This window comes from Methylobacterium sp. UNCCL125 (genome assembly GCF_900116795.1).
Classification (GTDB): domain Bacteria; phylum Pseudomonadota; class Alphaproteobacteria; order Rhizobiales; family Beijerinckiaceae; genus Methylobacterium; species Methylobacterium fujisawaense.
Genome location: NZ_FPBW01000018.1, coordinates 142,096 through 162,745 on the forward strand (window position 1 = coordinate 142,096; position 20,650 = coordinate 162,745).

General features: G+C 67.6%; 12 protein-coding genes and 4 pseudogenes. 7 read left to right on the top strand and 9 right to left on the bottom strand.

Going from position 1 to position 20,650, the window contains the following annotated elements; genetic code table 11:
• Positions 1–23: 23 nt before the first annotated feature.
• The 7 genes and pseudogenes from BM396_RS19330 to BM396_RS19365 all read right to left on the bottom strand — a co-directional run bounded on the left by BM396_RS19330 (position 24) and on the right by BM396_RS19365 (position 11,376).
• Positions 24–2,408: a glycosyltransferase family 2 protein gene (locus tag BM396_RS19330; protein WP_043346794.1), complete on the bottom strand. Its 2,385-nt coding sequence runs from the start codon at positions 2,406–2,408 to the stop codon at positions 24–26.
• Positions 2,409–2,460: 52 nt separating this feature from the next.
• Entirely contained in the window at positions 2,461–2,877 is a 417-nt protein-coding gene (locus BM396_RS19335) for a hypothetical protein (protein WP_043346792.1), read from the bottom strand.
• Between the two features lie 165 nt (positions 2,878–3,042).
• Positions 3,043–4,098 (bottom strand): glycosyltransferase family 2 protein, encoded by a 1,056-nt coding sequence (locus tag BM396_RS19340; RefSeq protein ID WP_051976372.1) that lies wholly within the window; start codon positions 4,096–4,098, stop codon positions 3,043–3,045.
• Between the two features lie 43 nt (positions 4,099–4,141).
• Entirely contained in the window at positions 4,142–6,295 is a 2,154-nt protein-coding gene (locus BM396_RS19345) for a glycosyltransferase family protein (protein WP_091994915.1), read from the bottom strand.
• 605 nt (positions 6,296–6,900) lie between these two features.
• Positions 6,901–7,536: pseudogene (locus BM396_RS33805) on the bottom strand (DedA family protein); the annotation flags it as partial.
• Positions 7,537–7,663: 127 nt separating this feature from the next.
• Positions 7,664–8,707 (bottom strand): NAD-dependent epimerase/dehydratase family protein, encoded by a 1,044-nt coding sequence (locus BM396_RS19355; RefSeq protein WP_051976375.1) that lies wholly within the window; start codon positions 8,705–8,707, stop codon positions 7,664–7,666.
• A complete protein-coding gene (locus BM396_RS19365) occupies positions 8,704–11,376 on the bottom strand; it encodes a glycosyltransferase family 61 protein (protein ID WP_244538908.1) in 2,673 nt (890 codons plus the stop codon). Before BM396_RS19365 ends, BM396_RS19355 begins: the two co-directional genes overlap by 4 nt.
• A 266-nt stretch (positions 11,377–11,642) precedes the next feature.
• Between BM396_RS19365 and BM396_RS19370 the strand changes: the two genes are divergently transcribed.
• From BM396_RS19370 to BM396_RS19390, 5 genes and pseudogenes are all read left to right on the top strand, one after another.
• Complete coding sequence (locus BM396_RS19370; RefSeq protein WP_051976374.1) at positions 11,643–12,287, top strand: NeuD/PglB/VioB family sugar acetyltransferase; 645 nt, start codon at positions 11,643–11,645, stop codon at positions 12,285–12,287.
• A gap of 124 nt (positions 12,288–12,411) precedes the next feature.
• Complete coding sequence (locus tag BM396_RS19375; protein WP_043389521.1) at positions 12,412–13,521, top strand: aminotransferase class I/II-fold pyridoxal phosphate-dependent enzyme; 1,110 nt, start codon at positions 12,412–12,414, stop codon at positions 13,519–13,521.
• Between the two features lie 42 nt (positions 13,522–13,563).
• Positions 13,564–15,336 carry a glycosyltransferase family 61 protein gene (locus BM396_RS19380; protein ID WP_053610220.1) on the top strand — a complete coding sequence of 591 codons (1,773 nt, stop codon included), beginning with the start codon at positions 13,564–13,566 and terminating at the stop codon, positions 15,334–15,336.
• A 64-nt stretch (positions 15,337–15,400) separates the two neighbouring features.
• Positions 15,401–17,824, top strand: a complete 2,424-nt coding sequence (locus BM396_RS19385) for a glycosyltransferase (RefSeq protein WP_158713333.1) — start codon at positions 15,401–15,403, stop codon at positions 17,822–17,824.
• A gap of 91 nt (positions 17,825–17,915) precedes the next feature.
• Positions 17,916–18,378: pseudogene (locus BM396_RS19390) on the top strand (IS5 family transposase); the annotation flags it as partial.
• Positions 18,379–18,399: 21 nt separating this feature from the next.
• On the opposite strand, the pseudogene BM396_RS19395 reads toward BM396_RS19390, so the two are convergent.
• Positions 18,400–19,061: pseudogene (locus tag BM396_RS19395) on the bottom strand (IS630 family transposase); the annotation flags it as partial.
• A gap of 96 nt (positions 19,062–19,157) precedes the next feature.
• Here BM396_RS19395 and BM396_RS19400 point away from each other — a divergent pair.
• Positions 19,158–19,516: pseudogene (locus tag BM396_RS19400) on the top strand (IS3 family transposase); the annotation flags it as partial.
• Positions 19,517–19,524: 8 nt separating this feature from the next.
• Here BM396_RS19400 and BM396_RS32855 read toward each other — a convergent pair.
• Entirely contained in the window at positions 19,525–20,157 is a 633-nt protein-coding gene (locus BM396_RS32855; RefSeq protein ID WP_170867488.1) for a hypothetical protein, read from the bottom strand.
• 273 nt (positions 20,158–20,430) lie between these two features.
• Between BM396_RS32855 and BM396_RS19405 the strand changes: the two genes are divergently transcribed.
• Positions 20,431–20,650, top strand: a 220-nt coding sequence (locus tag BM396_RS19405) for a transposase (RefSeq protein ID WP_139239519.1), incomplete at its 3' end; no start/stop codon positions are given.

Sequence of the window (20,650 nt, forward strand, 5' to 3'; positions counted from 1 at the left end):
GCCGTCGGCTCGGGGGACGGGCTCTACCCCTGTTGACCCGACCGCTTGACCCGGTGGGTGAAGATCACCGAGAGCCAGGGCACCACCGTGTGCTCGACCTCGATCGAGATCAGCACCTCGAGGTGGAGGGCGTAGGGTAGGGTGAAGCGGAAGCCGCAGCGGGCCTCCTCCATGGTGGTGGGGATGTCGCCGAGCACCGCTGCGATCACGTCCGGCCGGTGGACGTCCACGGGGATGCGCTGGACCTCGCCGTCCACCTCCACGACCAGGGTCGCCTTGGCGCGGCTCGCCGACACGACCCAGCCGGCCAGCACCACCTGCCCGTCCTGGATCTCGGCCCAGACCCGATCCTGGGGGGCTTCGAGGTTGGCGCGGGCGAAGGAATCCGGCAATTCGCCGTCGAGCTCGGCCACGGTGCAGCCGACCTCGTACTTCTCGAAGCCGCGCCCCTCGCCGAAGATCCCGGCGAATTCCTTCTGGTACTGGGCGATCCGGGCGTTCTTGATGTCCTCCGGCAGGCCCGACCACTGGCCCTTGGCCTGGACCGTGTAGACCGAGAGCAATTCGCGCAGGAACGCGATGCGCCCCTTGTCGGCGACGTAGAGGTTCATCAGCCAGTCGGCCGCCGACGCGTTCTCGTAATAGGCCTCCGGCACCCGGCGCAGGGCCTCGGCGCGGTAGAAGCAGCAGGAGAAATTGGCGGTGAGCGGCGAATTGGCCAGCACCGGGAAGCTGATCGTACCGGTCGGGTAGCGGCCCTGCTCGTCGTGCGGCAGGTAGGAGCCGGTGGCCGGGTAGTGGAGCAGCACCCAGTTGAAGCACATGTCGAGGCTGCGGTCGTTGCGCAGCATGCGCATCTGCATGGCGACCTTGCGGTCGGACAGCCAGTAATCGTCCGCCTCGCAGAAGGCGACGTACCGGCCCGTGCAGGCGGAGAGGCAGTCCTGCATGTTGCGCAGCATGCCGAGGTTCTGCGGACGGGGCCTGACGACGATCCGCTCCGGGTGGCGCGCCCGGTAGCTCTCGACGATCTCGGCCGTCCCGTCGGTGGACGTGTCGTCACCGATCACGACCTGCATCCGGAACAGCCCGCGCTGTCCCAGCACCGCGTCGAGGCAGCGGCCGATCTCGGCGGCGTGGTTGTAGGCCGTGACGATGACGCTGACGGTGAGTTGCTTCATCAGCCACGCGCGCAAGGCGTCCGGCTCACCGGACAGCGCATCGGGCGCGTCGAGGCCCATGTCGTGCAAGGCCGCGCGGGCGATGTCGGGATTGGCCTCGATCAGCCGTCCGAGGCTCGGGACGTCCTCCTCGTCGAGATAGGCCTCGGCCAGCCGGCGGAAGATCGATTTCTGCGCGGCCTCGTAGCCTGCCGCGTAGCGGCCGCCGAAATGGCCGCGCAGCTTGCGGAAGAACGCGATCTCGGAATTGCCGAGCTTCTTGTGACGGGCGAGTTCGGTGGCGTAGGTCGCCCACATCCCGGCGGCGTGCTTGCGGTAGACCGCCATCACCTCCGGCAGGAAGCCGATGCGCCCGACCTCGGCATGCATCAGGTGGACGTACCAGTCGCCCGGGGCGATGCCCTCGTCGAACGCGAACGCCTCGGCACCGTGGTAGCGCCAGCGATAGAGCACGCTGTTGGTCTGGACGAAGTTGTGGGCCACGAGGTCGGACAGCGACGGCTGCGGGCTGCACTGCTTCGGGTACAGCTCCTCGACCCCCGGCATGTCCTCGTAGACCACCCGCACCCGATGGAAGCAGAGGGTGAATTCCGGGCGTGCCCGCAGGAAGTCGACCTGGCGCTGGAGCTTGCGCGGGTCGGTCCAGTAATCGTCGCCTTCGCAGATCGCCACGAACTCGCCGCGGCAGCGTTCCGTGAGGTCGGCGAAGTTCCTATTCGGGCCGAGGTTCTCGCTGCGCAGGACCGCCACGAGGTTGGGATGGCGCGCGGCGTACTCGGCGACGATCTCGGCGGTCCCGTCGGTGGAGCGGTCGTCGCCGACCAGCAGCTCGAAGGGGAAGTCCGTGGCCTGGCCGAGGATGCTGTCCAGGGTCTGCCGGATGAAGGCCGCCTGGTTGTAGGTGATGCACAGGACCGAGACGACCGGCCGGTTCCAGGCCGGTGCGGGCTGGGTCTCGGCGCGGGCCCGGATCCAGGCCGCGAAGGGATTGACGAAGCTGCCGTCGAAGGTCTCGTCCGGCGGCGCGGTGAAGTCGGCCCGGGGCCGGCGCCCGAGCCGGGCACCGTACTTCACGTAATGTTCGAGGGGCGACAGGTCGGTGAGACCCACGTCGGGATAGCGCGTCGCGTAGCCGATATGGTCGAACAGGCCGCTGGCGTAGATCGTCGCGAAATCGTCCTGCCACGGCTCGAGCGCCGGCGCGGCCTCTCCTGCACCGTCCTGCATCGATCAGATCCCTCGAACGCGCGTCAGCGGGCCGCTTCCCCAGACCGGACCCTCAGAGGGTGCTGGGGAGGCGCCCTTCCTCGGAGCCGTGATTGTAATAGTGCTGCGTCGGATCGGCGCCGGCATTCGCGACGTCGTCGTTGCACGCGAGGTAGTACTGGCGGTCGAACAACCCGGAGGTTTCGAGCCATCCGAGCATCGTCGCCTCGGGTACGACGGGGGCACGATCGGGCGTGGCAGCGGCAGCCTCGCGGTAGAGATGCGCGAACCGGGCGATCCGGGCGGCCACCTCCTTGGCGGCCGGCCTGCGGACCGAGGAAGCGACGACGCTCGACTGCTCACCGGGGCGCCGGCGCTGGAGGTCGGCCTCGGCCAGACGCACCAGACGGGCGAGTTCGCCCTGGGCCTCCTTGAGCCGTGCCTGGGTCTCGGCGAGCTCGGCCCGCAGCGCTTCCACGTCCTCGCCCACGGTCGGCTCCGTCTCAGTCGCGACGCTCTCAGGAGCTGGCGCGCATGGGCGCGGCGTGAACGGCCGGGGACCGGCGCGACAGCGCGCTCCTGTCGGGTGAGGCGGGGTGATACGATTGCCCCCCAGACCGGTCAACCCTGAGGCATCGGCGCGCCCGGCCGCGTGTCAGCGCGGCATCAGCAAACCGACGACGCGGCGCAGCGCCAGGGCGTCCTGCACGGGGGAGGGGGCGGTGCGGAAGCCGCCCGCCGCCCCGGCCTCCGTCGACAGCCAGGCGGGCTGCGTCTCCGGGTCCGGAAAGAGCTGCCGGGCGACGGTTTCGATCGGCTCGCCGGTGAACCAGGGCGCATAGGTCGCGGTGAAGAACCGGAAGTAGACCGGCCAGTTCTCGGGCGTCGGTGCCAGCCGGTTGTCCGTCGCCCCCCGGGCGATCAGCGACAGATAGGTCTTCAGCGCCGCCGATCCCTCGCCGTGCATCAGGTCGCCGGTGGATTTGAGCGTGTTGGTCGCATGGGTCCGGTAACGGAGGTGCGGGGTCGGCACGAAGACCGGCTCCACGTGGACCATGCAGCGGATGAGGAAGTCCCAGTCGTGGCACATGCGGTAGGCCGCGAAGGGGCCGACCGTCTCGTAGAGCCCGCGCGAGAAGACGAGGTTGCCGCTCGTCACCGCGATGTTGTGGCGGAGGAGCGCGAAGCCGACGGTCGGGCAGGCCCCCGCCTGGCCCAGGACGTCACGGTACCACGTGCGGACCGGGTCGTCCTCGGCGAGCCGGGCACCCGAATCGTCCATGAAGTCGACACCCGTAAAGGCGATGAAATCACCCTCCGGCGGCAGCGCGTCGCAGATCACCCGGAACCGGTCGGGGCCATAGGCATCGTCTGAGTTCAGGATGGTGAGCGCGTCGCCGCTGGCCTTGGACAGGCCGAGCGCGATCGCCGCATGCGCCCCACCGTTGCGGTCGAGCAGCGCGCACTGGATCCGGACCGGTCCGGCATAGCCCTCGATCGTCCGGGCGATGACGGCCCGCGACTCGTCGGTCGAGCAATCGTCGACGATGATCAACTCGTCGACCGGGCGGTCCTGATCCAGGACGGAGCGGATCGCCTGCGCGATGTAGGGCGCGTGGTTGTAGGATGGGATGACGACCGAGATCCGCCGCGCCGTCGGCGGGCGGGCTTCGGGCCGCGGGCGCGCGGACTTGGTCAGGAACCGCAACATCGGCGCGTGCACCTATCTCTGCGCGATCCGCCGGGCCGCGCCTCTACGCGGCATCGAGCTGTCCCCGAAGCAGGTCGAGGCGCGGCCGCATCTGCCGCTCGAAGCTGTATTCCCGCAGGATGGCGAGCCGGCCGGCCTCGCCGAGCCGCCGGAGCGCCTCCCGGTCTCCGGCGTAGAACTCGATCCGGGCGGCGATCCCGTCGGCGTCGCGCGTGATCAGCTCGAATTCTTCGCCGGGCAGCATGGCGGGGGTCCCGTCGAGCCGGCGGTTCAGGGCAAGGGAATCGGAGAGGAACATCGCCACGCCGCGCAGGCCCGCCTCGACGCAGGATGTGGTCGGGAAGCCGTCGAAGGATCCGCGGCCGCCGTCGCGCTCCATCGGCGACTGGTTGGGCGAGATGACGATGTCCATGCCGGGATAGAAGTCCTGGAAGAACGAGGCCGGCTGCACGCCGTGGAAACGGACACGGTCGATCCGCGTGAGGCCGAGCAGGTCCGGCGTCCAGTCGCCGACATAGTGCCACTCGAAGCGCGGATCGTCCGCGTAGCGGCGGACGAGGTCGGTGAAGACGTCGCAGCCCTTCTCGATGCCGAACTCCGTATAGCGCTGCGCCACGAAGCAGATCCGGATCGTGTCCTGCAGCGGACGCCCGATCCGCGAGCAACGCGCGCTCGCCGCGACATCCCAGCAATCGGGCGAGACGGCGCCGAAGACGAAGGCGATCTGATCCGGATCGCACCAGCCCCGGTCGAGCAGGTAGTCGCGCTGCAGGGTATGGGTCGTGAGCACCTTGGCGAAGCGGCGATCGCCGAGCACACGCCGGAGCTTGGCATCCGACACGGGATCGTTCGGCATGAAGCCGCCCCCCGGATAGAGGGTGAAGACGAAGCGCTCGGCGCGCAGGTCCGGGTTCGAGGCCAGCAGCACGGCGGCGTTGTGCAGGAAGGTCGTGTGCAGGACCTTGGCGCTGAGATCGTGGCCGGTGTTCAAGGCGCGCACCCGGCCGGCCAGGGTCGGATGCTCCGCCTCGAACTGCCGCACTTCGTCGAGGAAGGTCCGGTCCGGCCGGTAGCGGTCGATGTCGCGCAGCGACGAGGCGGCCCGGCTGTCCGGGATGGCGGACAGATAGGTGAGCAGCTCGCCGTAGCGGAACGCCGAGAACCGGGACGGGAAGCTCGAATCGACGAGGAGGAGGCCGGTTCCTCGGAGCCGGGCCGGCCGGATCGGACCCGTCACCTGCGGGTGGGCGGCCCAGGCCTGGTTGGCCGCCTGCCACGCTTGCGGCGCGAAATCCGGAACGGCACGGCTCTCGGCATGGAGCCGCTCGGCCTGGGTCCGGTCGCGGGCGAGGAGGTCGTGGAGGGCTCGGGTATGGGGGCTGGCATCGCCGAGTTCGAGGGCGAGGCGCGCCTGCTCCTCGGATTCCACGAGCCGGCCCCAGGTCCGGAAGATGACCGCGAGGCGGAACCGGAACAGGGCCGGATCCTCGCAGCCCACCGCCAGGGCGATCTCGTAGGCCGCCGCTGCGGTCCCCAGCCGGCCCAGCGTCTCGGCCTGGTAGGCGGCCAGACCGCACCGGGCGATCAGGCTGGCGCCCTCGACCTCCGCGGCTGCGCGGGCAGCCTCGAGCGCCCCGTCGCGCCGCCCCAGGGCGAGCAGCGCTCCGACGCGCACGAGGAGCGCCTGAAGGCCGGCGACCGGGCCGCCCGCCAGCAGCGCGAGCGCCGCCGCGGGATCGTTGGCGTGCAGCCGCTCTGACGCGGCCTGGACCCGTGCATAGGGGTTTTCTGGATCGTGGGTCAGCGCCGCCGCACTGGCCTCGGCAAGGGCGCGGCCTTCCAGGAGGTTGGGCAGCCGACCTTCCGGGGCCCCGTAATGGAGGTAGTGGCCCAGCGGATTGACCCCGGCTGCGGCGATATCGGGATAGAGGGTCAGATAGGTGCGGGTGCTGAACAGCGGACCGGGATCGAGCCCGATCGCGGCGCCATGGACGCAGTAATGCTCGGCCGGGCTGAGGCTGGCGGCCTCCGCGGCCGACACCTGCGCCCGGTAGAAGGCCGAATCGAAGAGGGGATTCGGATCGCGTTCGGAGCACCAGCCCTCGGCCGCGTAGGCTTCCGGCGTCGCGACGCCGCGGTGACCGTAGCGGCGGGTCACCGAATCCGCGTCGAACAATCCAGCCAGATCCGGATGCATGCCGTCGTCCGTTTCTCTCGGCGCGCCCGCACGGGCCGGCTCCGGACGGAGGGACGTCTGACCGTCCGGCCGGCGCGCTCACGTCCCGCCGAGCCGTTGCGCGGGGGCTTCTCGCATAGCGGGTCCCGTGTGCCTACCCTGCCCGACGGCGGAGGAGGGGCCTGAGGCGCGGGCCCGCTCCATCAGGCCAACGCGCCGGCGGTCCCCTCTGCGGTGTCGGGCGCGGCGCCCTGGCCCGTCAGACGCCAGCCGATGACGATCAGGAGAACGACCGGCACGACGAGGATCAGCGCGGCGCCGAGGATCCCGACATGCCCGACGAGGCGTCCGTAGAAGCCACCGGTCACGCCATCATGCCACGAGACCAGCGTCATCCCGACGGCCGACGCGACGATGAGGGCGGGGATCTTGAACCACAGGGGCAGGGCGCGTCGGCGCGGCGGCACGATCGCATCGAGGCCGGTCTCGCTCCGGCCGGCTTCCCGCTGGGTCAGGAGTGCTTCGACCTGGTCGGCGAAATCCGCCTGGATCCGGTCGCGCCGCGCGGCGTCGTCGTCGCGCGCAAGCGGCGCCGCCTGCGGCGCGGTCCCGTCCGGCCCCTCGGCCAGCGGCCCCGGGATCGCCGCCTCGGCGGCGACCATCAGGCGCGCCTCGTGCCGGCGCATGAACAGCCAGAGTGCGACGGCGCCCATCAGGACGAAGGCCAGCAGCCCGAGGCCGACCGGCCCCATGACGTTCTCGATGGAGCGCCCGCAGAGATACGCGCCGAAGCCCATGATCGAGGCCCAGGCGACGCCGCCCAGCGCATTGAAGGCGAAGAAGCGGCGGGCGTCGAGCTTGTTCACGCCGGCAAGCACCGCCGCATAGGCGCGCAGCATCGCGGTGAAGCGGCCGAAGAACACGATCTTCCCGCCGTGCCGGCGGAACAGGTATTGGCCGAGCTTGAGCCGGCCGTGATCGAGGCCGATCAGGTGCCCCTTGCGCAGGAGCAGGGGCAGACCCCAGCGGCGGCCGACCCAGTAGCCGGCATTGTCGCCCAGGATGGCCGCGGTTGCCGCGATGGCCACCACCACGGCGATGTTGATGTTGCCGGTGCTGCCGGCATAGGCCGCCGAGGTCAGCAGGACCGTCTCGCCCGGCAGGGGCAGGCCGGCGCTCTCCAGCGTGATGATGACGAAGATCGCCAGGTAGCCATAGTGCGCGATCAGGTCGGCGATCGGCAAATCGTGCAGGAAGGACATGCGGTCTCCGTGCGGCTCGCAGGTCGCGCTGTCGACGACAAACGTGGCCGCTCCGGGGCGGAGTGACGATCAAGACCGCCGCACAGGCGCCGTCCCGCCGTCGGCCGCGACGGCGGTCACGGGCGCTTCATCCCTCACGGGCGGGGTGCGGCGCCGCAGCGCCCGCTCCGATCTCGGCGAGATGGGCGCGCATCCACGCGATGGTGCTGATGAGCCCCTCGCGCAGGGCGACGCGCGGTTGCCAGTCGAGCTCGGACCGGATCAGCGCGGTGTCGAGGACGTTGGCGGGCACGTCGGCGGCGCGGCTCGGCTTGTGGATGCAGGGCAGGCGATCCCCGCCGAAGGCCACCTCCAGCTCGGCGATGATCTGGTTGACGCTCAGGCCCCTGCCGCTCCCGACATTCAGCACCTTGTGCGGCCCGTCATAGGACACCGCGGCGAGGAACGCGTCGCTGACATCGTCGACGTGCAGGAAGTCGCGCACCACCTCCCCGGTCCCCCAGACCTCCAGCGGCAGGCCCAAGAGAACACGGTGGATGTAGCTGCCGATCAGGCCCTGGTGCTTGGTGCCGAGCTGGAACCGGCCGTACGGGTTCGCGATCCGGAGGATCTGGTAGTCGATCCCGTGGAGATGCCGGTACAGGTGAAGCGACTTCTCGATCATCAGCTTGCTGATGCCGTAGGCCGAGATCGGGTCGGTCGGCGCCTGCTCGGGGATCGGGATGGCCCGGGGAATGCCGTAGATCGCGCCGCCGGAGGACGAGAACACGAGCTTCCTGATCCGGGCCGAGCGGCAGATCTCGAGCAGATGCAGGGTGGCGATCGGCGCGGCGGCGAGTTCCGCGGACGGATCCCGGTTCGAACTTTCCGGGATCGAGCCGGCGATCAGGTGGAAGACGACGTCCTGACGCTCGACGGCGTTGGCGATCGCGAGGCGGTCGGCGAACTGGCCGGTGACCCGGGCGACACGTCGGTCGAGCACCTCGGACTGGATGTGGCTGCGGCTGAAGCAGGTGACTTCGGCCCCCGCCGCCGCGAGGCGGTTGCACAGGTTCAGCCCGAGGAAGCCGCCGCCGCCCAGCACGAGGCAGCGGAGCCCCGCCATGGACGGCGCGGGCTGACCGGATCCGGCGGGATCGAGCGGCTGCGGGCCCTGCCGGGTGTCACTCATGGCCGACATTCAGCGCCGTCTTGGATCGGCGTGGGGGCCGGAAGGGCATCTTCCGGCCGCAGGCCCGGATCGGCGGGATCGGGCTCACGGGCCTCGATCATGCGCTCGACCAGTGTCAGGGCCGAGCGCTGAAGCGCCTGCCGCGTCGGTTCGAGGGGCGCCTTCCCGCAGGCGCGGGCCGCCGCGTAGGCGGCCGCGTAGGCCGCGTCCCAGCCGGCGGCGAGGACTGATGGGCCCGCGGCCTCCAATGCGTCCCGAACGGTGCCCCAGGCCGCTTGATGGGCCGCGTTCCAGGCCGCGGCCCGAACGGCCGAGCCGGTCTGCCGCAGGGTCAGGTTGGCGACGGCCGCCCGCTTGCGCGCGCGCTTGAGGTGATCGCACAGGAAGACGAGTTGGGCGACGTCCTCGACCTCGGGCAGGTCGGCCAGTTCGTCCCCCTCCACGTTCAGCTTGGCGAGGCGGAACCACGCCGGCAGGTGGGTGCGGATCAGCCAATCGGCCACCAGGGCGACCCGCCGGCGCTCCAGGGCCTCCGAGCCCCGGGTGCCGACCAAGCGCGGAACGAGCGGCAGGATCAGGGCATCGCGCGCATCCTGCGGCAGGCGATCGCTCCAGGTTCGGACAAAGGCGGCGATGCTGGGCGACGCGCAGGCGGGTTCATCCGAATGCGGCTCGCCGGCGACGTAGGCCACCGCCTCCAGGGCGCACAGGCCTGCCTCCGCGCCCGCATGGGGGCCGGCCGCGAGCGTCCTGACCCGCGCAAGCCGGTCTGGGTCGACGCGCGCGGGCCCGACGGTCCGCTTGTCCTGCAGCCGGGAGGCACCGCGATCCGGCACACGGATCGGCCGATCGTCCGCAGCCGTGATCGAAAAGCCGGCCGGTGCCCCGGTGGCGACCTCGGCCTCGAGTGCGGCCACGGCGGCCACGACCCGCCCCGGGTCGACCGTATAGCTCACGTGGAAGGCGTGCACGCCGGGGCGCGGGAGGGTTCGGCCGCGCAGGAACAGGATCCGCGCGCCCCCGGCCTCGATGAAGCTGGCATAGCCCCGGAAGTTGAAGGACAGCTCCTCGTGGATCAGGCCGAGGATCCGGCACCCGGGTCGGCAAAACAGGGCGTTGCTGAGCGCCGAACTCGATGAGCCGACCACCAGTTCGGCGGAATGGAAGGCCTCGACCTGTTCGAGGAAGGACAGCGTCTCCGGATAGATCACCTCGAAGCCCAGGGGGCGCAGCCGTTCGGCGATCTCCGCCTCGTTGACGAGGGCGCGTTGGGTGAAGGCCTTGCGCGAGATGAACAGGCGCCGGTCGGTCCGGCCGGAGAGGGCTCCGCGCGCGCGGGCGCGGTCGAGGATCTGCTGGCGGATCGCCCCGAAGACGTCGGCCGGCCAGACCGTGTCGTAGAAGGGGCGGCCGGGCTTCATGTCGAAGGGGAAGAAGGCCGGCACCGGCGCCATCCCGAGGAGCCCGAACGCGACGGGCCTGGGCGGCATCGCGATCACGGGCCGGTCGCGCGTGTCGAGAAGGCCCAGGATCTCCGCGTGCGCCCCCGGCATGTGGTCGTCGATGCAGAGCGGGATCCCGTCGGGGCAGCGCGGGTCGTTGTAGCAGAGCATCCGCGGCACGAACTCGCAGAACCAGTGCCCGTAGTTCCGGCTCTGCAGGCCGAACATCATGAGGCCGGCCGCGATCGTGTGCTCGGCCTCGGGCACCTCGACGAGGGCCCGCGTGGCCCCGAAGGCGGCGGTCATGATCTGGTCGGGGTTGAGGCCGTCCTGCAGCAGGATGTCCGGGCGCCGCGGATGGGCGGCGAGGTCGTAGACGAGCTTGCCGCCGGCGATGACGACGTTGCTGCGCGGGAAGGCGCGCGCGCCCTCCAGGAAAGCGAGGTACTGGGCCGGGATGTCCAGGGTGCCGGCCTCCGACCGGAGGGCCGGGGGCGGTTCCCAGAAGCGCAGATCGGGCGCGGCGATGCGGCGCTCCGGGAGCACCGTGATGACGCGGGCGCCGCCGGCCGCCGCCAGGGCCTGGACGGAGACGATGTCGTAAGCCTCCAGGGGCCCGGAGCCGGTGACGTGGCGCGTCGCCGCGTGGAGCGCGATCGCCGCGTCGAAGCGCCCGTCCTCCAGCAGGGTATCGAGGAGCAGGCGGCGCAGGTTCTTGACCTTGGTGCTGAGCCGGTCTCCGTCCTCCGTCGTCACGCCCGCGTCGCCGCCATTGAGGTCGTAGGCGAGGCGGTAACAATGGAGGCACGGCTCGGGCTGGTTCCGGCACTCGTACGCCCATCCGAGCCGCAGCAGGGTCGCAAGCCCGTCCTGGATCAGCACGGGCGCCTCGGCGTCGGCGCGCAGGCCCGCGATGTAAGCCTCGGCCTCGGCGAACCGGCCGCGCTCGCACAGGTCGCGCAGGCGCGCCGTGGCGGCGGCCCTCGTCCAGCGCGCCCGGGGGCCGGGGACCAGGGCGGCGATCAGGTCATAGGTCTCGGCGGCGGCGCCGAGCCGTTCGTCACCCTCGAGCCGGAACGCGAGGGTTTCGAGGTGCCGGCACAGCGCGCCGCGCCGGACCGGCTCGCGCTCCTCGGCGGCAAGGGTGCGGATCTGCGCGAGGACGTCCGGCGCGTTGTCGCGATGGACCGTCCGGATCAGGTCGATGAAGGTCTGCGTCGGCCTCATGTCGGTTGCGCGCCTGATCGACCCTGCCCGTCCGCGCGCCGGTCGAACGGCGCGCCCTCGCGGGCGGTGTACTGGAACCGGCGTGCCGTGACGAGATATCCGAATGCCCCTCGCCTGGGAGGGCCGGCGGACGCGGCGCTGGAGGGCGCACGCGGTCTCGTGTAGGGCAGGGCACCGGGCAGACAGGGATCCCCGCGCATGGACGACGACCGGAACGACACGCTGCATTCGGGCCGCGGACGGATCCGATCCCGGATCCGGGCACGATGACCGTCCGCCTCGTCCTGTACGGCGCCGGCGCGCTCGCCCGCGAGATTGTCGACGCCCTGCAGCGCCTCAACGCGCACGGGACCGCGATCGAGCTGCAAGCCAGCATCGTCGATCCCGGTATCGATGCGCCGGAGACGTTTCGGGGCCGGCCCGTGATTCGGGATGTGCGCAGCCTGGCGGGCGACGCGAGCCTGCGCTTCGTCGTCGCCCTCGGCGAGCCCGGGCCCCGGGCCCGGGCGGTCGCGCATCTTCGGGCGGAGATCGGCGCCCAGTTCACCTCGATCATCGATCCGGGGGTGCTGATCGGAGCGAGCAGCCGGATCGGCGCGGGTGCCGTGATCCTCGGCCATTCCTCCATCACGACGGATGCGCGCCTCGGGGAGCACGTCCTCGTCAACCCGGGCTGCACCGTCGCCCACGACGACGTGCTCGAGGATTTCGCCACGCTGAGCCCTGGGGTCCACCTGGCCGGGCATGTCCGCGTCGAGGAGGGCGCGTTCCTGGGCACCGGGGCCTGCGTGATCCCGCGGATGCGGATCGGCGCGCACGCCGTGGTCGGCGCCGGCGCCGTCGTGATCCGGAACGTGGCGCCGGGCCAGACGGTGTTCGGCAATCCGGCGCGGTCCCTGCGGCGCGCCTAGGCGGGGAGGGGCCGGCATCCGGATCGCCGCCTTCCGCGGTCCTGTCCGGCCATGTATAGCGGGCGCGTCACCTTAGCATGCGCGTGAGGATGGTGGCGGCCGACAGTCAGGACGTGTCTCGACGATGATCCCCGTGCTCATTCCAAGCCTGCCGGAGACGGATGCCATCGTCCCGTATCTGCGCCGGATCGATCAGTCGCACATCTACAGCAATTACGGTCCGCTCTCCCGGGCGTTCACCGAGACGCTCTGCCGCTTCGTCTCGGAGCGCGCCGACGGCGCGCCGGTGGCGGCGACGATCACCGGCAGCGGGACGACGGCCATCGAGCTCGCCCTGCGCTACCGGATCGCCGGCCGGAAGGGCCGGCTCTGCCTGATGCCCGCCTACACCTTCGTCGCCACCGCGCATGCGGCGGTCAATGTCGGCCTGGAGCCGTTCTTCGCGGATGTCGATCCCGAGACGCTGGCGCTGACGCCGGCCATTGCCGCCCGGGCCCTGGCGGCGGCCGGGGACGAGGTCGCCGCCGTGGTGGTGGTCAGCCCCTACGGCGCGCCGATCGACGTCGCCGCCTGGGAAGCGTTCGAAGCGGCGCACGGCATCCCGGTGGTGTTCGACGCCGCCGCCGCCACGCTCAACCTGCACCGCGTGGGCGCGCAGCCGATCTGCGTGAGCCTGCACGCCACCAAGGCGCTCGGGATCGGGGAGGGTGGGGCGATCCTCACCACCGACACCGATCTGGTGGCCCAGACCACCGCCATGACGGGCTTCGGCTTCTCGGCGAGCAGCCGCGTCTCGGAGGTGCGGGGCGGCAATTACCGGATTTCGGAATACGCCGCCGCGGTCGGACTGGCGGTGTTCGACGGGCTCGAGGCGCGCATCCAGCAATTGCGGGACGCATCCCTCGCCTATGTCGCGGGCTTCGAGCGGATCGGCGTGCGCATGCAGCCGGGCTTCGGCAGGGACTGGCTGACCATGACGATCACCGCCCTGTTCGAGCCCGGCACCGCCGATGCGGTGACGGCAGGCTTCGACGCAGACGGGATCCAGTGGCGGCGCTGGTACGGGACCGGCTGTCAGGCGCACCCCGCCTTCGCGACCTGCCGGCACGACGGGCTGGCGGGGACCGCCGCGGCGGCCGCGAGCGCCATCGGGGTGCCATTCTTCCCGGCGATCACGCCGGCGCAGATCGATGCGGTCTGCGGCAGCGTGGAGCGGTCTCTGGCGGCCCGCTGAGCGGCGACGGTGAGCCCGGGCCGAGAGGAACGGTCGAGGACGATGCAAGGCGATTTTCGGCGTATCCTGAGTCAGGCCGATCCCTCGAACGGCGCCGCTGCGCTCGACGCGATCGAGGACGGCCTGTCCGCACTCACGAACAGCCGACCGGCGGTCGCTGCGCAGCACCTCGCCACGCTGGCTTTCCGGTTCATGGGCGAGAACCGGCTCGACCTCGCGGCGCGTGCCTACGACCTCGCGGCCCGGGTGACGCCTGCACCCGCAGCGGCCTATCGGCTCGCCGCCATCCGAACCCGCATCCTCGATCTCTGCCGCCGCAAGGCGTTCGATCCGGTGGAAGGGTTGCTCCAGGAGTTGCGCGCGGCGAAGGCGGCCGCCGGGGATCACGGGCAGAACGACCCGTCGCTCATCCACATCGCCTGGAACTACGAACTCGCCGGGGACGCCGAAGGCGCGGTGCGCAGCTACCTGCTCGCGCGGATCGCGCGGGACCAGCTGGACGGCCAGACGCTGACGATCGACGGCGACACCCTCGAGCGCAAGATCCGGAACCTGCGCATCCTGCAGATGAACGCCCTGGCCGAGGCGGGCCGGCACGAGGAGGCGCAGACGCTCCACGAACGAACGCGGCACGTCCTGGGGCTCGGGCCGCTGCGGATCTACGACATTGTTTCCGCCCGCCAAGCGGCCGCGGACGGGCAAGGCGAATACCGGGAGCTGCTCGGGGGCCGCCGGATTGCCGAGCCGGAGATCGCCTTTCTCGAAGGGCCGGTGGCGCTGACCTCAGCGTGCGGATCCCTCGACGCGCCGCCGCAATACATCGCGCGGTTCAAGGATTGCCTGACCTTCCCGCGCAGCAATCTCGTGCTTCAAGGCAACCGCCTGGTCTACGATCTCGCCGCCCACCCGCTCAGCGGCATCGCCGACATCAAGGACGGGGTGAACCCCGACCAGATCATGACGGCCGTCTACGGCGCGAAGCGGGCCCTGGTCGAGGAGCCGGCCGAGACGCGCACGCTCGATGCCGGGCTGATGATGTTCGGGCTCCAGAGCAAGAATTATGGCCACTGGCTGCTCGAGTTCGTGCCGCGCATGCTCTGGTTCAACGATCCCGCCTGCCCCGCGGACTTCCCGATCTGCATCGACGACCACATGCCGGAGACGCATCGGCAGATCGTCGAGTTGCTCGACGAGCGCGATCGGCCGATCCTGCCGCTGTCGGCACAGGCGACGCGGTTCCGCGAGCTCGGCGTCGCCCCGGTGCCGACCTTCTTCCCGTTCGATTCACGGCCCGGCATGCCGGTCTACGACGCGATCTGGCCGAAGGATGTCCTGGCGGGCATGCGGCGCGCAGTGCTGGAGCGGCTTGCCGCGCGCGGCGTCGATCTGCGGCCTTCAGGCCGCAAGATCGTGCTCTCACGACAAGGATTCGCGCAGCGGCAGCTTCTCAACGAGGCTGAGATCATCGATGTGCTGAAGCGGCAGGGCTTCGAGGTCGTCTACCCCGAGAAGCTGTCCTTCGCCGAACAGGTTGCGCTATATCACACGGCCGACACGATCGTCGGATCAGCGAGTTCCGCACTCACGAATTGCATTTTCTGCAATCCGGCTTCCCGCGTCATCGCGCTAATCCACGAGAATCTGTCATTCAATTTCCGCGGGTACACGAGTATGATTAGGTCGAGTGGAGCCGATCTGGTCTTTATTCGCGGCAAGACCGTCGCTGGCGCAGCGGTCCACGCCTTTCACGCCAATTACACGGTTGCTCCCGCTCTCGTCATGCGCGGCCTCGAAGCTGGTTCCGGGAGAGGCTGATCCGCGGCGGTGATGCCGCTTCCGACTTCCCCGAGGAGCATGACGCCCATCCATGAGTTTGCACATGACCGACGATCAAAGGTGGCGCGGCTTCATCGACTACATCGACGAGCCCCTCCTCACCGGGTGGGCCTTCGATACACACTATCCCGATCTGCCTCTTCTCGTTCAGGTCAGCGCGGCCAGCGGCAAGACGGAGATCGTGAGAGCCAACATCTTCCGGCAAGATCTTAAGGACCACGGTATCGGCGACGGACGGCACGGTTTCGTGGCCGACCTGCAGAACTTCTCGACCCTGGACGGTGCCATCGAAATCTCGATCCTGGGCGGCGATTGCGTCTTGGCCGAAAACATTCACCTAGAGACTCTGAATCTCCGCAATGCCGTTCCGCCAGTCCCAGGAACGTTTCTCGCTTTGATGAGGCTGACAGCTGCTGAATCCCGGATCACAGCAGTTTCCGCGGCACAGAGCGGAGCCGGACAACCTTGTTCCTTCGAGGAAGCTCAACCCCCGTTCAGCGGTAGGTCGCTCGCGGTCATCCTTATGGATACCGCTTCTCCCGAGCGCGACCCCGAAGGACTGATCTCGAAATTCCTTCGCTTTGAAGTCATCCGATCGGGCGGGAAACACCTTAAGGCCAAGCTTTCTGGGACGACGAAAGACCGCCTGAACGTCCTACTGTGGTACATCGGAGAGTATACGCTGAGATGGGGCCGATCGTTGAGCATCCCCCTCTCCCCGAGCCAGATCCGGTTCCTCAACGCACCGCTGCCGGTAGACGAGTTCCCGGAAAGTATCAGCGTGGCTCTCTGGAACCTACTCCGGCGCGACCGCCCGGACCTTCTCGACATCACTAAACCAGTGGTTGAACACGAAGCTCTTTACTGGTGGTGCATTGAGAAGACACCGCAGCTAAATTTGGAACGAAGACTTGTGACACCCGAACAGGCCGCCGTACTCCGGAGGGTCGAAAAAGGGCCTTATACCAGATTTCCACTCAGCATATTCATGCGGCTACACATTGCGAAGCACCGTGAACTGCAGTGCCTGAATCTACACAGCGCCGCTGGCCGACTCGCGGCGCTGCATTATTTCATTTTGCTGAGCCTCAAACATCCCCACATTATCGATTTTCTTCCGATACAATCCTTGCAATTACTCTTCGCGACTCAAGCAGACGGCATCGACCCGTTCACAGACAATTTGTCATTTCTTCTCCAATCTGCCTCTGACGCCCGCGATCTCGCGAACCAAGCGCGACGGCGCGGGGCGGCGAGCGCCGCCGCGCCAAACCTGAGATCAACCCCGGGCGCAGGACGCTATGCAACGTCGATAGCTGGCACACACCAGGCAGCAGAGGGCGTGACCGTCATCGGTCCCATCGAGAAGACCTCAGGCCTAGGACAGGCGACGCGCCTCTCGTATCAAATCCTTCAAGATAAGATCGCGCCGTCCCTATCGGCGATACCTTTTAATGTCGAGAACCCAGCACTCATTGGTTTTTCAACTAAAATTGATTTTCAGCCATATGTTCGACCGCATCGCATCAACTTGTTTCACCTTAATGCCGAATCAATTCCACTCGCTTTCTCCCTTCTACCCGGAACGACGTTCGAAAACAGTTTTAATATAGGATATTTTTTCTGGGAACTTAACAAAATGCCGGAATCGCACTCTCTCGCGCTTGACCTTTTGGATGAAATCTGGGTATCATCAGAATATGTGCGGTCTATTTACACATCGAGGACTGACAAGCCTGTCGTGAATGTCGGCATGGCCGTTGAGGATTTGCCCCCCGGTCTCCGGCCGCATCCCTCCTTCCTTCAGGATGAGGTGTTCACCTTCCTGACAACCTTCGATTCCTTCTCTTTCGCTGAGCGCAAGAACCCACTCGCGGTCGTTCGTGCCTTCCAAGCGGCCTTTCACAAAGAAGACCGCGAGGTCGCCCTTATCATCAAGACTTGGAACAGGAGTCGAGTCTCGGACGCTTATCAGGTCAGCGTCTGGCTCGCGATAGACGATCTCGTCCGTGACGACCCAAGGGTTCGAATAATTGACGAGACTTTTACGTACGAACAGATTCTTTCTCTGAAGCTCGCCTGCGACTGCTATGTGTCGTTGCATCGTGCAGAGGGCTTCGGTTTTGGAATGCTAGAGGCGATGCAACTCGGTCGTCCCGTGATCGCAACCGCGTATTCCGGGAACATGGATTTTTGCACGCCTGAGAACAGCTACCTTGTTGACTACGATCTCGTCCCGGTCGCGCATGACGAGTACCCGGCTGTCGAAAGAGGAAGTGTCTGGGCGGATCCGAACCTCGCGAGCGCTGCAGCAGCGATGCGTCAGGCCGTGTCGAACCGCGATGAGGCAAAAGAGAGGGGTCTGAGGGCGGCGCAGTTTGTCAGGAGCAATTTCAGCATCCAAGCGATCGCCGATCGGTACGGCCGTCGGCTGAACGAGATAGATGTGAGACTTCGCGGGCAATAACCTGACCGGGGGGCTTTGGATCGGGCTGATTAGAAGAATCAGCTAGAGGCGGTTATGGACCTGGGTGGGTCTGATGCTCAGATGGGTGGGGATGAGCCCTGCCCGCAAGCCGTATCCGTCCGACGTTTCCGATGAGGAGTGGGCGCTGGTCGCGCCCTGCCTGACGCTGCTGCGCGAGGATGCCGGTCAGCGCGAGCATGCGTTGCGGGAGGTGTTCAACGGGCTGCGCTACGTCGTCAGGAGTGGCTGCCCGTGGCGGCTGATGCCGCATGATCTGCCGCCCTGGTTTGTCGTGTATCAGCAGGCCCAGCGCTGGTTATCAGCTGGCTGCTTCGAGCAACTGGCCGAGGATCTGCGCGCGGTGCTGCGCCTCGCCGCGGGTCGGGCGCCGGAGCCGACGGCGGGCTGTGCTCGACAGAAGGACTTTGCGCTCCTCGCCCGAGAGCGGCGAGCGGGCCGGCTACGGTGGGGCCAAGCGCAAGAAGGGCTCAAAGCTGCACATGGCGGTGGACACCCTCGGCCATCTCCTGGCGCTGCACGTCACGCCCGCCGATGCCGATGTCACCGGGCCTGCGAGCTGGGACAAGGGTTTCTTCGACATAGCCGCGGAAGCGCGCGCCCGTCATCGGTCCATCGAAGATTGCGGTGGCTGTCAGACCGGTGGTGCGCAGGCCGGCGGCGACGGTGATGGTCCTCCAGTGCGCAAATGACACCGCAACTTGGCAGCGTTCTCCGCGTGGGGCCCGCCCGAAACGGCGGACCATCCTCGTGTTGGCGGCAGTTTCGTCGAGGAACACGAGCCTGTCCGAGTCGAGATCGAGCTGGCGCTCGAACCAGGACAAGCGTACTGCCTTCACGTCCCCCCGCTCCTGCTCGGCGGCGTCGCCGGTGTCTTTTTGCGCGTGATGCCGTGCCGCTTGTAGAAGCAGGACAGGCTGCTCACTCCTACTCGCAGGCCTCGTTCGGCCAGACGGTCGCGCAACTCATGCAAGAACAACTCGGGCTGCGCTTCATAGGTCTGCCGGATCAGGTCGTCCTGAGCCTCGATGGTGTGCGAGCGTTGATCGCCGCCCATCGGCTTGGCCTGCGTCCGCCCCTCCTGCAAAGAGGTCCCGTGCCAGCGCACGACGCTGGCCGGGCTGACCTCGAAGCGCCGCGCCGCTTCCCGGCGCGAGGCCCCCGCTTCGATTGCGACCACGACGCGCTCGCGCAGATCAACGGACAGGGCATACGCCATCAGCTCTCTTCCTCGGAAAGCCGCACATCGAATCACACCGCCGTCCGCGCCGAAACTCCAGACGATCCAATCTCGTCGGTGCCTGCTTTAGGTCAGATGACGGGTGCGGAGCAGGTGGTGTTGAAGCTGCGCCAGATCGACGTTCAGATGGCACAGGGTGAGTGCTTAGCCCTCGCATGCAAGGAGGCAGAGATCTTCGAGCAAAGCTATTTTTGCTAGCGCAAGGTATACGGGGGTCGCGCCAACCGACCAGGCATGCCGAATAAAGGATCTGGATCGTGAGAACGCACGATTGCGCCGGCTCGCAGCGGACACTTCGTCGGAAAAGCAGGTGCTTACGGACGTCGCCTCGGGAAGCTTGTAGCCCGGAGCGACGCCGGCTGGCAGTCGACGGCATCAAAGGGAGGTATGGTCTCTCAGAACGCCATGCCTGCCGTATCGTTGGCCAGGCACGAAAGGCCGCTCACAAGATGGTCGCTCGAATGGATTTCAGATATAGACCAAGGGCTCTGCTGTCATGTTGCGGTTCCTGCCCCGGCAACTTTGGTCTCGGAATGCTGAAAGTCAATTCGATCAGCCCGTCTACGACTTTGTAAAGGCGCCCGATATTCGCGACTGGGCCCAAGGCAGTTGCGGCTTCGACGCAGACAATCTCCAGATCGCCAGAATTTACCGCGATTCCAAATACAAAATCATGCGATTCAAATACATAACCTGTGAAGGAGATGTCGATCCAAACATTTTCGACCGGCCTCGCACCTCTAAGTTTGAATACGACTCGAGCGCGCGTGCCGCAGGACCACGCGCCCCACTCCTCGGCCGGATAGAAGCCGCCGCGCAAGACATGGGGCAGTAGCTTCGCGCCCGACATCCCAATGAACTCGTTGGAATTTACGATATACGGCAACGTGGGGTAGGTAGCTAGTAGAGCGCTTACGTCAGTTGTTGCCCATGCATCAAGAAGCCCGCCCATTCGCTCCGAAATGCGCGCCTCTTGCTCGGGTGCCAGACGGGATGTCTCACCGGTTCCAACGCTCGGCTCAATGAGATTTGAAAAACCGGCAGACACAGATAAGAAGTCCGAGATGCGCCTCATCTGACCATCAAAGTTCGACCTCAGATCCTCATATTTTAGTATTAGTGTTTTATGATCATTCGAGTTACTGATCCTCGCCGCGAACTCCCAGTTCCTGACCCACTCGTCGAGAGCTTCATCGAACGTCCCAATGTGCCAAGCATCCCGCTTGTCTCGTGCCGCTGCGGCCCGAACGAGCGACGATTTAATTGTCCGCCGTCAGCACCCCTGAGACAGATTGAGGCTCTTCACGAACAGAGGATGGCTGGTTCATCGTAGCCCCCAGGAGCGAAGATGAAACAGACATCCGGGCCGGCGCGGAAGCCGGCAGAAGCCGTGATCAAGGACATCCGCCGGGCCACACGTCGGCAGTTCTCGTCCGAGGAGAAGATCCGCATCGTGCTGGAGGGCCTGCGCGGTGAGGACAGCATCGCCGAGCTGTGCCGGCGCGAGGGCATCGCGTCCTCAATGTACTACGGCTGGTCCAAGGAGTTTCTGGAAGCTGGCAAGAAGC